This is a genomic window from Methylocystis sp. SB2 (assembly GCF_049817085.1).
In the GTDB taxonomy this organism is placed as follows: Bacteria; Pseudomonadota; Alphaproteobacteria; order Rhizobiales; family Beijerinckiaceae; genus Methylocystis; species Methylocystis rosea.
Map to the genome: position 1 here is coordinate 95,687 of NZ_CP187401.1, position 12,368 is coordinate 108,054.

The following is a 12,368-nucleotide window of genomic DNA, read 5'->3' on the forward strand; positions in this document are numbered from 1 at the left end:
GCCCGGTCGGATGCGTCGTGGCGGCGCGCTCACCTCCCCCTTGAGGGGGGAGGTCGATCGCCAAAGGCGATCGGGTGGGGGTGTCATTGTCGACTGGGCTCACCCCACCCCGAGCCGCTTGCGCGGCTCGACCCTCCCCCTCAAGGGGAGGGTGGAAGCGAGCTTCGTCGAGTGATGCAGATACTTAGACGATTTCGGCTCGAAATGGGAACCCCAAGGACATAACATGCGCGAGAAGATTGCGGCGGACCTCAAGACGGCGATGAAGGCGGGCGAGCGCGCCAAGGTCGACGCGCTGCGGCTCATCAACGCGGCGCTGAAGGACAAGGACATCGAGGCGCGCGGCGCGGGCAAGACGCTCAGCGGCGACGACGAACTCGCCCTGCTCCAGAAAATGATCAAGAGCCGGCAGGAGTCGCTGGAAATCTATGAAAAAGCCGGGCGCGAGGATCTCGCGGGCAAGGAGCGCGGCGAGATCGAGGTGATTTCCGCCTATTTGCCGCAGCAGCTCTCGGAGGCGGAAGCGGCCGAGGCGGTGAAGGCGGCGATCGCCGAGACCGGCGCGGCCTCGATCAAGGACATGGGCAAGGTCGTCGCCGCGCTCAAAGCGAAATATACGGGGCGGATGGATTTCGGCAAAGCCAGCGCTGCGGTGAAGGCGGCGCTGACGGGCTAATTGCGGCCCCCTTCCGGCGCTTCGCGCCACCTTCCCCGCTAAAGCGGGAGAGGCCGCCACTCCATCATGACGGTTTCGCGACCGGACAAGGTGTTTGCGCCGCGCCCGACGCGCGAAAATCCGTCGCGTTCGTAAAAGCGGATGGCGCGAGCGTTGTCCGCATTGACGTCGAGCCGAACAAGCCTCGGCGAGACGTTTCGCGCCGCCGACAGCAGCGACGCGCCGAAGCCTGCGCCGAAGCGATTAGGAGCGACGCAAATCTGATCGAGCCAGCCGTCCGCCGGATTGATTACGACGAAGCCTGCAAGCGTCGCCTGAGCGTCAAACAGGCAGAGCGTCACCGATCCAGTCGCTTCCAACTCGCGAATGCGTCGCAGGAGCCAGTCGCGGCGCTTCTCAAAGTCGATCTCGGGATAGGTGACCCGCCAGGAGGCGACCCAAAGGTCGAGAATGAAGGGCCAGTCGCCGTCGACGCGCAGACGCAGATTCAGCGACGCCTGTGCGGTCGGGGCGTTCATGCCTTCCTCATCAGATCGAGCAGCTGGCGGTGGATCGCCTCATTGCCCGCGCAGATCTCGCCCTTCCCAAGCATGTCTGCGCCGCCCGAAAAATCGCTGACGAAGCCGCCGGCTTCACGCACGAGCACGATTCCCGCCGCCACGTCCCAGGAGCTGATGCCGCGCTCCCAATAGCCGTCGAAACGCCCGCAGGCGACCATAGCGAGATCGAGCGCGGCGGCGCCCAAGCGGCGAATATTGGCGATTTTTCCCATGCCGGCTGCAAGCTCGCGCTTGAAGGATTCGTGGTCGCGGACCCGCGCCAGCGGCGGAATTCCGCAGGCCACCATCGACTCGCCGAGCGACCGGCGCGCCGCGACGCGCATGCGGCGATTGTTGAAATAGGCGCCTTGGCCCAGCTCAGCGACGAACATGTCGTCGGTGGCGGGATTATAGACGAGGCCGGCGACGAGACGATCCTCGCGCTCCAGGCCGATAGAGATGGCGAAGACTGGAACGCCATGGAGGAAATTCGAGGTGCCGTCGAGCGGATCGATGATCCAGCGGTGGCTCTTGTCGGAACCTTCGACGACGCCGCCTTCCTCCAGAATGAAGCCATAGCCGGGGCGCGCCTTCGACAGCTCGTCGAACAGGGTCTTTTCGGCGCGCTTGTCGGCCGCGCTAACGAAGTCGCCCGGACCTTTCACCGATACTTGGAGGTTCTCCACCTCCCCGAAATCGCGTTTAAGGCCACGTCCCGCTTTGAGCGCGGCGGCGGTCATCACATTCATCAAGGCGGAGCGAATCATTAAGGAGAGCCTAGGGGGAGGGTTGTGGGAGGTTCAACGCTTTTCAAGCGCGGCGAGCGCCCGGGGAAGCACGCGGAGGCTTGTTCAAATGCGCCAGTTTTCGCCCTAGAGCCAGTCCCTTTTTCGGCTTGATTGACAGAACGTTGGGTTGACCTGAGGCGTTGTCCGGCGCTTGCGAGGCGCTTCTTTGCGTCGGCGATGCTGGCGAGCGGCTCTAACCAGCCACGAGAAGCGGTTACTCGAAATGACTCTTTTTGCCGCTGCCTGTTCTCCGTGGGCAAAAACGCCCGGCACAGGAGCAGTTTGGCGCGTTAACCGTAAATTAAGGATTATCGTGCAGCCTGAAAATGTCCCTTAAGTGGGATGTCCGAGTGGCTTCTTCTCCACTCGTCCTTGATGCCTCCCTGTCAAGAAGCCTTGAGAGCCGCCGTCGCGGCTCTCTTTTTGCGTCCGGCGCCGCGCTGGCCCGTTAAGGTTAAGGAAAGGCTAAGCGCGCGCCCCTCGGTGCTCTGCGTTACAGTTCATGCCATCAGAGACGCAGACGCGTCGCATTTGCGTGAACGTTCGTATGGCTCGAGTCAAAGGCAGCGTGGGGGAGAAGCAGCCGGTCTCTTTCATCGAGAGACTGGCGGGATCCGAGGGCTTTTGCGCTCTATTTCGCGAGGGAATGAGCCTCGTCGAGGAGGCCGCCTTCTATCTCGACGGCGACGGACGTCTCGACGCGAAGACGCTGCCGCGGACCGAAGCTCTTGCCTATGCGGCTGAGAGCATGCGGCTGACCACAAGGCTGATGCAGATTGCGTCCTGGCTGTTGCTGCAGCGCGCCGTGAATCAGGGAGAGCTGACCCGCCATCAGGCCGCAAGCAACCGGCATCGCGTCAAGCTTCGTGAGCAGGAGCTGGCCTCGGCCCCCGACCTCTTCCAGCGCCTGCCGCTCCGTCTGCGCGAGCTGTCGCTGCAGTCGCTGCGCCTGCAAGCGCGGATTATCCACCTTGACCGGCTGATCCATGCGCTCGAGCCAGCGCTCGCCGCGCCGGCGCCAACACCCAGTCCGGTCGAAGCGCAGATCGCGAGACTGCGCGCCGCTTTCGCCCAGTGATCCTTCAGGCGAGCAACTGAGGCGGCGGCTTCAACCGCCGCCTTCTTTTATTTCTTGCCGAAAGAGAGATTTCCGAAGCGGGAGTTGAAGCGCGACAGGCGTCCGCCGCGGTCGAGCAGTTGCGTCGATCCGCCCGTCCAGGCCGGGTGCGTCTTCGGATCGATGTCGAGCTGCATCGTGTCCCCCGCCTTACCCCAGGTGGAACGGGTCGTAAATTCCGTGCCGTCGGTCATCACGACCTTGATCATGTGATATCCGGGGTGGATGTCCTTTTTCATAACGATGCATCCTTTTTGCGATGGAAACGACTGAAGACCCACGCCGCGGCGGCGCGGGGTCGGCCGTTCGAAACAAGCGAATTTGCTGGCGCTGATAACGCACTGCGGGCAAATGGGCAAGTTGGCCCCTTACGTCCGGCGCCACAGGCGAGGAATACAGATAATGACCGGATACCGAGCCGATCTTCCCCAGCTGAAGCCTGGTCTCTTCGTCAATTTCTTTCACGGTGGAGACCGACGGCAAACTTATCGGCGGGCGGAGCTTGCGCGACGCGGTTGAGACGGTGGATCGCGAAACCGACGCAGCGCCTGCCTATTACATGATCAACTGCGCCCATCCGACGCATTTCGAGCAGGCGCTCTCCGCGGACGCGCCTTGGATAAGTCGGCTGCTCGGCGTCAAAGCCAACGCTTCGACGAAAAGCCACGCGGAGCTAGACGAATCGGAAACGCTCGACTCCGGCGATCCCGTCGATCTGGGCCGCAGATATCGGGAATTGCGCGAGACATACCCCAGCTTGCGCATCCTCGGCGGATGTTGCGGGACGGACGACCGCCATGTCGCCGCGATCTGCGAAGCCTGCGCCTAGAGCGCGCTGCGTGATCTGCATGGGGCGATAAAGCCCAGATGCAGCGGGATCTAAAGCGCTCAGGCCGCAAGCATTCTGTGCACCTCGGTGACCAAATCCCGCAGATGGAACGGCTTGGAAAGGATTTTCGCCTGTCGCGGCGCGTGACTGTCGGGGTTGAGCGCCACGGCGGCGAAGCCGGTGATGAACATGACCCTGATGTCGGGATCGAGCTCGGTCGCGCGACGGGCGAGTTCTATTCCATCCATCTCGGGCATGACGATGTCGGTCAGCAGGAGTTCGAAGGGCTCGACCCGAAGCTGATCATAGGCAGAAAGCCCGTTGTCGAATGACGTGACGGAAAAACCGGCCTGCTGCAAAGCCTTGACCAGGAAGCGCCGCATGTCGTTGTCGTCTTCCGCAAGCAGAATTCTCGCGGTCGGTCTATCGTTCATCGCCATCCTCGCGGGTTTTTAGCCATATCGCCCGAGCTTCGTAAATTTCAGGTGAAACCGGGGTGGCGCCGCGTTAACTTAGCGCCCACTATAGCGCGACGCACCGTCCTTTTTGAGCTGATCCGCCACGCCGGCGCTCGTCTGAAGAGGCCATCGCGGCGCGGGAACGAGAAAAACGTATGAACGACGGCATGCGCGAGTGGCGCGAAACCAGTTTGACGGCGACGCCCTGCTGCGAACCGGAGTTTGAACGCGCCTTCGACATCATCGAGCCGGATGCGCTTGTTTCGCCGCTGGTCTTTTCCTCACCGCATTCGGGGCGGATCTATCCTGCGCGCTTTCTCGCCGCGACGCCGCTCGACGCGGCGACGCTGCGCCGTTCGGAAGACGCCTATGTCGACGATCTCTTCGCTTCGGCCTCATCCCTCGGAGCGCCTCTGCTGCGGGCGCGCTTTCCCCGCGCCTATCTCGATCTCAATCGCGAACCCTACGAACTCGACCCCAAGCTCTTCAACGGCGCTTTGCCGTCCTTCGCCAATACGCGCTCTCTGCGCGTCGCGGCCGGACTAGGCACGATCCCGCGCGTGGTCGCCGACGCGCGCGAGATCTACGCAAGCCGGCTCACCCTCGAGGAAGGCTTGCGGCGCATCGACAGCCTCTACAAGCCCTACCATGCGGCCTTGCGCGGCCTGATGGAGCGCGCCGCGGCGCGTTTTGGCGTCGCCGTGCTGATCGACTGCCATTCGATGCCTTCGACCGGCGCACGCGACCCCTTGCTTTCGACGCGGGGCGACAAGCGGCGCATCGACTTCGTTATCGGCGACCGCTACGGCGCCAGCGCCTTCACCGGACTCGTCGACGTCGTCGAGGATCGGTTGCGCGGCCGCGGCTATCACGTCATGCGCAATCGACCCTACGCGGGTGGTTTTATCACCGAGCATTACGGCAAGCCCGCCGGGGGCTGGCACGCCCTGCAGATCGAAGTGTCGCGTGGTCTTTACATGGACGAGTCTACGCTCCAGAAGAACGAGCGCTTCGACGCCGTCGCCCGCGATCTTGCGGACGTCATGGCGGTGGTGGCGCGCCATGAAGACTTGACTGAGATTTTGGGCGGCGAGCGGCGGGCGGCGGCCGAATAGCCGGGCGCTCGAAGCGCCCCGCCGGGAGCTGGCATGACCGCCGTTGATTTCGATAAATTCGTTGAGCGCCTCGCCGACGTTTCGGCGGAAGCCATCATGCCCTTCTTCAGGACCGCGCTCGCGGCCGACGACAAGGCGCATGGCGGGGCGTTCGATCCCGTCACGGAAGCCGACCGCGCCGCAGAACTCGCCATGCGGCGGCTGATCGAGGCGACCTTCCCCGACCACGGGGTCTATGGCGAAGAATTCGGACATTTGCGCGAAAACGCTGAATATGTCTGGATTCTCGACCCAATCGACGGCACCAAGAGCTTCATCTGCGGCCTGCCGCTGTGGGGCACGCTGATCGGCCTCACGCATCGCGGGCGCCCCTGCTACGGCCTGATGAGCCAGCCGTTCACCCGAGAGCGGTTCTTTGGCGACGGCGAGGCCGCCTATTGGCGCGGTCCGGCGCGCGGGCCGGAGGGCGCGCGCGGCGTTCTCGAGACGCGCAAGATTGCCTCGCGCCACTGTCCAGAGCTCGCGCAGGCGACGCTGATGACGACATCGCCGTTGCTGATCGACCCGGCGCTGCGCGAGCATTTTCACCGCGTTGAGCGCGGGGCGAGGCTTTCCCGCTACGGCGGCGACTGCTACGCCTATTGCGCGCTTGCGGCAGGCCATGTCGACCTCGTCATCGAGACGAATTTGCACCCCTACGACATCGTCGCGCTGATTCCGATCATCGAGGGCGCCGGGGGTGTCGTCACCAACTGGAGCGGCGGCGCTGCGGCGCTGGGCGGCGCCATCGTTGCGGCGGGCGACCCGGCGCTGCACGAACAGGCGTTGAAGCTGCTTAACGCTTAGGAGACGCGCGCTTCGCCCGGAATGAAAGCGTCGAAGCCGCGCCAGAACTGACTGCGAAACTCGTCGCGCTCCATCATGAGTTCATGCTTGGCGCCGGGGACCATTGCGAGAACGCCGCTGTCGAGATTTTGAGCGAAACGCTCGATGGCGGCATTGGAGACGATCATCTCGCGACCGCAGCCGAACATCAGAATTGTGGCCCGGATTCTTCGGGCGTAGTCGGGCGATTCGAAGCCCCTCATGAGACGGAAGGCGGCGTTGACCCAGCCGATCGTCGGATCGCCGATCGCGAGTTGCGGCGCCACCCTGAGAATCGCCGCGTTTCGTTCGAAGCGAACCGGATCTGTGGTCAGCAGATTGCCGTTGAAGGGCTTTTCGATAAAGGAGGCGCCGGTTCCGCCCGGAATGTACATGCCGCCCAGTCCGCACATGTCGAGCGTGTCAGCGAGCCAGCGTGAGGCGCGCGGAAACCGCAGATTGGCGAGATCAATCATGGGAGCGGTCAGCACGAAGCGCTGGAACGGCGTTTTTCCTGCATGCGCCGCGTCCAGCAGGATAGCCGCGCCCATCGAATGGGCGAGAGCGAACCAGGGCTGCGGGCGGTCGCTCAACACCTGGGAGATGAAAACCTCCAGATCGCGTTGATACTGCGAGAAGTCGTCGATATGGCCCTTGCGCGGGTCGGCGAGCTCGCGCTCCGAGCCGGCCTGGCCGCGCCAATCGAGCGCCACCACGTCGAGGCGGCGGCTGCGCAACTCCTCGATCGTCTCGAAATATTTTTCGATGAATTCATTGTGGCCCTGAAACAGCGCCACCGTGCCGCGCGCACTTCCGCCGCAGGGAAATGCGGCGGCGCGCAATCGCCGGCCGTCCCGCGTCTTCAGGGAGTAAACGGCGGCGCCCTCGGGGATCGGGTTGCCGGGCGACGCGACAAGTTCTCGCATGGAATCTCCTCGGCGCTTCAGAGCCGAATCTTCGCGCCAAGATAATGCATTTTGGCGACAAGGCCGAACGCCGCCGTTTCAATCGGCGCAGAAGGCGGCGAGACGCTGGGGTTCGGCGAAGTTCATTCTGCCGTTGACGATCGCGTCGACCCGTCCGGAAGCGCCGATCAGATAGTGCAGCGGAGTGACCACGCCGCCGTCGGCCGTGGCGCCGTAGAACGCTCGCGCGCTCTTTGCTTTCGCGACATCGGTTTTCGTGGAATCGCCGACGCGAAAAATCTTCCAGGGCAGGCCGTAGGTTTTGAACTTCGCCAGATCCTTGGGGTAGTCGCTTGCGCGCGCCGAGACGAAGACGATGTTCCAGCGATCCGGGCAGGCGGCGGCGATCGACTTGAAGCCTTTCATTTCGGCGAGACAATTCGGACACCAATATGCCCAAAGGCTCACGAGCGTCGGCCGGCCGTTCGCCATCAGCGCGCGCAGATCGAGCGGCGCGCCATTTGCGCCCACGAGATCGACCTCGCCCAGGGAGGCCTTCATCTCGTCCTCGGTGACCGCGCGCGGCGCGTTCGCGCCGATGATCTCGGCATGCGCGCCGCTAGTGGCGAAAAACGTCGACAGCGCTAGCGAGACAAAGACATGCTTCATCAGCAGCAGCCTCCAAATTGAAGGAGAGACGCGCGTGGCGGACGCAGATGCGCCTCTCTCCCATCGTTGGTCAAAAGCGAACCGTAAGACCGGCGATAAAGTTACGGCCGATCCCCGGCACCGGTCCGTAGTTGAGGGGGTTGCCGGTGACTTTCGCCAGGGTGAAATAATGGCCGCCGAGCGGCGGGTAGTAGAGCTGATCGAAGAGGTTCTCGATCGCGAGATCAAAGCGCATGGTTCCCCAGTCGTAGGCCGTCCGCAGATTGACCAGCGCATAACCGCCTGTCTTCAATTCGTTGCGGGCGACGGAAACATGCGTCTTACTATCGACCAGCTGCAACTCGATCCCGCTCGACCATCCGCCGAGACGGTGCTCGATGGCGCCGCGCGCCGTCAATGGCATAATGTGATAGAGGCCGTCGCCCTTCGCGAAGTTTCGCGCCAGCAGATAGCATGTAGAGCCAGACAGGCCGCAGGCCGCGTAATTAGGAATGTCGAGGTCTTTGCCATAGACGTAGCTGATATTGCCGACGGCGGAGAACAGCCCGTACTCCGGAGTTTCCCAGAGCTTCATGCGGCCGGAAACGTCGAAGCCGTAGATTTCCGCCTTGTGGTTGCGGAACTGGAGTATCGGAAAGATGAGCCCGGCCGGTCCCGAGAGATTGCTCACGCGATCGGCGTCTATGAAGTTCTCGATATAGCTGTAGTAAGGATTGACTCGCGCCTCCCAATTGCCGTTGGGATCAATCCAAGAGCCGACGACGCCGAAAGTGTGGGCGACTTCGGGCTTTAAGTCGAGATTGCCAGTGTAGCCGTTGAGGTCGCCGAACCAGTTGACCATCGCGGTCGCCATCGATCCGACGCCCCATGCATATCGCTCATAAAGATTGGGCGAACGGGTCTTGCGCGAATAGCCGATTTCGTAGGTGCTGAAGGCGTCGGCCTGGTAGCGCGCCCTTGCGACCATATCGAAGTTGACGTCGGTGCGGGCGTGACTGCGCGCGTTGAAGATTTGCGCGGCGGTCGCATCGGGGTTCTGCATGTACATCATCATGCCCATGCCGCCCATGCCGCCCATGCCGCCACCCATGCCGCCCATCATGCCCATGGGAATGGGGTTGCGCAGATCGTAGGGATAGGCGTTGCCCGTCGTCATCCACACGACGTCGTTGCGCACGCCGAGCAGCGTCGACCATTGCGGGGTCCAGGCGGCCTCCCACTCCGCGTAATGGCCGACGCGATTGCGCTGGCCATTATTGATGTTCCAGAAGGTGAAGGGGCCCATCATCATCATGGTCGAGCTGTAGACCGGCTCCCACCAGTCATTAAGCCTGAACCCGTGATACTCGCTGCCCAGCCGCAACAGGTCGTGGCCGGAGAGCTGCGTAAACGGAATCTCCGTCTTGATCGAATAGCCGAAATCATGCGCGATTGTGTTCATCGGCATGTTCGCGGGCTGCTTGTCGTAGAGGAAGCCCATCGTATGGGTCACGTGATGCCAGAAGGCGCGCGCATCCACGAGGCCCCAATCATAGGCTCCCAGATATTTGGCTTCGGCGGTGTAGCCGCGGTTGCCGGTCATATCCATCCGCTGATTTGGAAAACCCTGATAGGGGATATGTTCGACGGCGCCCCTCATCGTGAAGAGATGCCCGTTATTCTGGTATGCGCCGGTGAGCGAGTGCTGCTCCGAAATAAAGTTCGTTGAGAGCACTTTCGGTCCGTTTGCGCCCTGGTGATAATCGGTCGCGCGCGACCAGGCGCCGTTGTAGAGCACGCTCCAATGGTCGGCCGCGACATTCGTCGTGCCCGAAACGCTGATGCCGTTATTGTTCGTGCGAAAGAAGGCTGAGACGACGCCGGTCGCAAGCAACTCGTTCTGATTCCCAAAGCGCAGGCCTTGACCGGTGAACGGCAGGAACGGAGGGTATGGCGAGCCAAGCAGGAACGGCTCGACCGGCGCCACGACCGGCGGCGGAATCGGCGCGCCAGGTGGCGGCGCGAAGGCCGGCTGTCGCGGCGTCACGATGATCGAACCGCCGATCGAATCGCCGCCTCTGCTGACGGGCATCACGCCCGAAAAGACCTCAATCTTTTGCACGTTATTTGGATCGATATAGGAAAGCGGCGGATTCATATGGTTGGCGCAGGCGGAAGTCGGCTGCACGCCGCCCACGATGATTTTCAGCCGGTCGTCGGCCATGCCGTGGATTGCCGGAAGGCGCGAAACGCCGCCGGCCTCGTACATGCTGACGCCGGGAGTGTTCTCCAAAAGCTTCGCCGTGTCGGCGACCGCCGGCCTTTCCTTCTCGATCTCCTTCTGGTCGACGATCTTAGCGTCACGATCGGGCGCAGACGCCACTGGCGCCGGGGCGGCTCCGACGACGATCTGGGGGAGAGAAACTTGGGCCTCAGCGCTCGCAACCGACGCGAGAATGAGGGCGCAGGCGCTGGCGCCGCGCAGTAGGGCGGGACGGTACATTGGATGAGTTCTCCTGATCCGCCGGCGAACGGCGGTTGAAACGGTGCGTGTTGTGTTTCGTCAGGAGAGTGCGGGAGGCGCGCGCGAGCGCGTTTCGCCGGGCCGGCGTCGCTCTCGCGGTTCGAAAGGCCAGGAGTCGAAATAGACTAGCGGGGTTGGCGGCTGTTCGAGCCGCGCGATCGGCGGCTTTTCGGAAAGGATCGGCGCCGCGGCAATCTGGCAGGCGCCGCAGTGCGCATGCCAGCCGTGCGCTGGCGCGCCCCTCGGCGCCGTCTCGTCCGCGGCGGCGTGACTCGTGACGCAGAACTCTTGCGTCGCCGACAGGGCCGCATGCGGCGCGATCGTCGCCTGCAACAATGCTGAAACGACGAATAGCGTCGCAGCAAGAAAGGCGCGCAGGCCTTTCCGCCTTGCGTTCGTCTTTGCTCTCGCCATTGAAGCCGAAGTCGCCATGCCGCCGCGCCGATTCATTTTGTGCAACTTAGCCGCTACGTTTTTCTCCGTTTCCCCCCGATCGGGAGGGTGACGCTCGATGTTTGCGTAAATTCTTGTCCTTGTTGCAGTTGCGCAACACAGACGCTAAGCTGCGATCGATTGACGCCCTGGTGTTTTTACAGGTTCTTCTAGGGCTCCAGGGCAGTGTGACGTTTCGCTGCGCGGCAAGCGCCATCGCGAAGACCGGCTTTGCGAAGGTGTGGCGGGAGGTCGCACCGGGTGAAGACATGACCTTGACGAAAGATGCGGATGCGCGCGTCATCGTGGCGATCAAAGCCGCGGGCGCCGAAGCGCAGCACTGGCCCGATACGCTCGACGAGATTGCGCGTTTTCTGGATGCGCGCTTTGCAGCGCTGCTGTTCGAAGACCGTTGTTCGGCGCTGTTGGAGCTCAAGCATTCGACACGCGCCGAGAACGCGTGGATCGTCGAATATCTCCGCAACCATCGCAAACTCGATCCGATCAAGGCGCGCGTCCTAGCCGAGATTGGCGTCGGTCGGGCGTTCTCGTTGGAAGACTTCGTCTCCCTGGAAGAGCTTCATCAAAGCGGCGCCTACCAGCGCTGGATGGCGCCCTTCGGCCTGGCCGATATGATCGGCGGAGTCATTCACCGATCCGAGACGGGCGTCTGCCTATTCGTCGCCTTTCGCGAAGAGGCCGCAGGTCTCGCCGACATCGAGGCGAAGAGGCGGCTTGACGCGCTTCTGCCGCATCTCGCGACGGCCATCGCGCGGCATAAGCCGGCGTCTGACACATCGGCTCTCGTCGAATTGTTCGAGGAGCTGACGTCGCCCGTGCTTGTCGTCGACAGCAGGATGCGCGTCGTCCATAGGAATCGCAGCGCCGACGAGATGCTCGGCGAAGGCGACGCGCTGGCGATCTTTGGCAATACGCTGACTGTGCGCGATCCGCACGCCAAGGAGGCTTTGGAGCGTGCGCTCGCCCAGATCGGCGGCGCTGACGCGGAAGCCTTCGCGATCATGGTGAAGCGCGGGGAGTCGCGCTGCTGCGTGATGCATGTGCTGCCGCTGTCCAAGGGACTGTCGGCATTGTTCATGCGCAGGCTCGCGCTCAATTCCAGCGAAAGCGGCGAGGTCGCCGCGGGCGTGTTCGGCCTCACCGCCCGCGAGAGTTCGGTGCTGCTCGCCATCGCCGAAGTGGGCGGCGTCCCGGCCACCGCGCGCGCGCTTGGTCTGAGCGAGGGAACTGTCAAAGGTTATCTGAAAAGCATTTTCCAGAAGACCGGCGCGACCCGCCAGGCTGATCTGGTCAAGCTCGTGCTTGCTCTGGAATCTCCCTTCCGGGCGCCGGAGCGCTATGCCCTGCCGACGGAGACGCTGTTATCCGCGTCGCCGGCGCCTCTTGAACGACGCCGCAGCGCTTCTTAAATCGTTGCCAGCGCGGGCCGTAACGGACGCGCTAAGAGGCGCG

13 protein-coding genes and 1 pseudogene are annotated in these 12,368 nt (G+C 63.1%); 6 read left to right on the forward strand and 8 right to left on the reverse strand.

Annotated features, from left to right (window positions below):
- The first annotated feature begins 226 nt into the window (after positions 1 to 226).
- Positions 227 to 676: a GatB/YqeY domain-containing protein gene (locus tag ACPS74_RS00480; protein ID WP_029650491.1), complete on the forward strand. Its 450-nt coding sequence runs from the start codon at positions 227 to 229 to the stop codon at positions 674 to 676.
- Between the two features lie 38 nt (positions 677 to 714).
- On the opposite strand, the gene ACPS74_RS00485 is transcribed toward ACPS74_RS00480, so the two are convergent.
- On the reverse strand, positions 715 to 1,194 hold the full coding sequence (locus ACPS74_RS00485) for a GNAT family N-acetyltransferase (protein WP_029650494.1): 480 nt from the start codon (positions 1,192 to 1,194) through the stop codon (positions 715 to 717).
- The gene (locus ACPS74_RS00490; RefSeq protein WP_029650496.1) at positions 1,191 to 1,982 is read right to left on the reverse strand and encodes an inositol monophosphatase family protein; all 792 of its coding nucleotides are present in this window, start codon (positions 1,980 to 1,982) and stop codon (positions 1,191 to 1,193) included. The genes ACPS74_RS00485 and ACPS74_RS00490 overlap by 4 nt, the downstream gene beginning before the upstream one ends.
- A gap of 568 nt (positions 1,983 to 2,550) precedes the next feature.
- Here ACPS74_RS00490 and ACPS74_RS00495 point away from each other — a divergent pair.
- A complete protein-coding gene (locus ACPS74_RS00495) occupies positions 2,551 to 3,081 on the forward strand; it encodes a DUF1465 family protein (protein ID WP_029650498.1) in 531 nt (176 codons plus the stop codon).
- 47 nt (positions 3,082 to 3,128) lie between these two features.
- Here the strand turns inward: ACPS74_RS00495 and rpmE are convergent, their stop codons facing one another.
- A complete protein-coding gene (gene rpmE / locus ACPS74_RS00500) occupies positions 3,129 to 3,359 on the reverse strand; it encodes a 50S ribosomal protein L31 (protein ID WP_018408626.1) in 231 nt (76 codons plus the stop codon).
- 209 nt (positions 3,360 to 3,568) lie between these two features.
- On the opposite strand from rpmE, the pseudogene ACPS74_RS00505 reads away from it, so the two are divergent.
- Positions 3,569 to 3,949 (forward strand): annotated as a pseudogene (locus ACPS74_RS00505) (homocysteine S-methyltransferase family protein); the annotation flags it as partial.
- Between the two features lie 59 nt (positions 3,950 to 4,008).
- Here ACPS74_RS00505 and cpdR read toward each other — a convergent pair.
- Positions 4,009 to 4,383, reverse strand: a complete 375-nt coding sequence (cpdR, locus tag ACPS74_RS00510; protein WP_026223012.1) for a cell cycle two-component system response regulator CpdR — start codon at positions 4,381 to 4,383, stop codon at positions 4,009 to 4,011.
- Positions 4,384 to 4,562: 179 nt separating this feature from the next.
- Between cpdR and ACPS74_RS00515 the strand changes: the two genes are divergently transcribed.
- Positions 4,563 to 5,522, forward strand: coding sequence for an N-formylglutamate amidohydrolase (locus ACPS74_RS00515; RefSeq protein ID WP_029650501.1), 960 nt, complete (start codon positions 4,563 to 4,565; stop codon positions 5,520 to 5,522).
- A 33-nt stretch (positions 5,523 to 5,555) separates the two neighbouring features.
- Complete coding sequence (hisN, locus tag ACPS74_RS00520; protein ID WP_029650503.1) at positions 5,556 to 6,368, forward strand: histidinol-phosphatase; 813 nt, start codon at positions 5,556 to 5,558, stop codon at positions 6,366 to 6,368.
- Here the strand turns inward: hisN and ACPS74_RS00525 are convergent.
- The 4 genes from ACPS74_RS00525 to ACPS74_RS00540 form a co-directional block, all read right to left on the reverse strand.
- The gene (locus ACPS74_RS00525) at positions 6,365 to 7,312 is read right to left on the reverse strand and encodes an alpha/beta fold hydrolase (RefSeq protein ID WP_029650505.1); all 948 of its coding nucleotides are present in this window, start codon (positions 7,310 to 7,312) and stop codon (positions 6,365 to 6,367) included. The genes hisN and ACPS74_RS00525 overlap by 4 nt on opposite strands.
- Positions 7,313 to 7,390: 78 nt before the next feature.
- Positions 7,391 to 7,960: a TlpA family protein disulfide reductase gene (locus ACPS74_RS00530; protein ID WP_051381766.1), complete on the reverse strand. Its 570-nt coding sequence runs from the start codon at positions 7,958 to 7,960 to the stop codon at positions 7,391 to 7,393.
- 70 nt (positions 7,961 to 8,030) lie between these two features.
- Positions 8,031 to 10,442 carry a TonB-dependent receptor gene (locus ACPS74_RS00535; protein WP_029650509.1) on the reverse strand — a complete coding sequence of 804 codons (2,412 nt, stop codon included), beginning with the start codon at positions 10,440 to 10,442 and terminating at the stop codon, positions 8,031 to 8,033.
- Positions 10,443 to 10,502: 60 nt separating this feature from the next.
- Positions 10,503 to 10,895: a DUF2946 family protein gene (locus ACPS74_RS00540; RefSeq protein WP_029650511.1), complete on the reverse strand. Its 393-nt coding sequence runs from the start codon at positions 10,893 to 10,895 to the stop codon at positions 10,503 to 10,505.
- 269 nt (positions 10,896 to 11,164) lie between these two features.
- On the opposite strand from ACPS74_RS00540, the gene ACPS74_RS00545 reads away from it, so the two are divergent.
- Positions 11,165 to 12,325: a helix-turn-helix transcriptional regulator gene (locus tag ACPS74_RS00545; RefSeq protein WP_029650514.1), complete on the forward strand. Its 1,161-nt coding sequence runs from the start codon at positions 11,165 to 11,167 to the stop codon at positions 12,323 to 12,325.
- Positions 12,326 to 12,368 lie beyond the last annotated feature (43 nt).

Coding starts and splice junctions, on each gene's coding strand:
- ACPS74_RS00530 (WP_051381766.1), bottom strand. CDS start 7,960: ATGAAGCATGTCTTTGTCTCGCTAGCGCTGTCGACGTTTTTCGCCACT.
- ACPS74_RS00540 (WP_029650511.1), bottom strand. CDS start 10,895: ATGGCGACTTCGGCTTCAATGGCGAGAGCAAAGACGAACGCAAGGCGG.
- ACPS74_RS00515 (WP_029650501.1), top strand. CDS start 4,563: ATGAACGACGGCATGCGCGAGTGGCGCGAAACCAGTTTGACGGCGACG.
- ACPS74_RS00485 (WP_029650494.1), bottom strand. CDS start 1,194: ATGAACGCCCCGACCGCACAGGCGTCGCTGAATCTGCGTCTGCGCGTC.
- ACPS74_RS00535 (WP_029650509.1), bottom strand. CDS start 10,442: ATGTACCGTCCCGCCCTACTGCGCGGCGCCAGCGCCTGCGCCCTCATT.
- ACPS74_RS00545 (WP_029650514.1), top strand. CDS start 11,165: ATGACCTTGACGAAAGATGCGGATGCGCGCGTCATCGTGGCGATCAAA.
- ACPS74_RS00525 (WP_029650505.1), bottom strand. CDS start 7,312: ATGCGAGAACTTGTCGCGTCGCCCGGCAACCCGATCCCCGAGGGCGCC.
- hisN (WP_029650503.1), top strand. CDS start 5,556: ATGACCGCCGTTGATTTCGATAAATTCGTTGAGCGCCTCGCCGACGTT.
- rpmE (WP_018408626.1), bottom strand. CDS start 3,359: ATGAAAAAGGACATCCACCCCGGATATCACATGATCAAGGTCGTGATG.
- ACPS74_RS00490 (WP_029650496.1), bottom strand. CDS start 1,982: ATGATTCGCTCCGCCTTGATGAATGTGATGACCGCCGCCGCGCTCAAA.
- ACPS74_RS00495 (WP_029650498.1), top strand. CDS start 2,551: ATGGCTCGAGTCAAAGGCAGCGTGGGGGAGAAGCAGCCGGTCTCTTTC.
- ACPS74_RS00480 (WP_029650491.1), top strand. CDS start 227: ATGCGCGAGAAGATTGCGGCGGACCTCAAGACGGCGATGAAGGCGGGC.
- cpdR (WP_026223012.1), bottom strand. CDS start 4,383: ATGAACGATAGACCGACCGCGAGAATTCTGCTTGCGGAAGACGACAAC.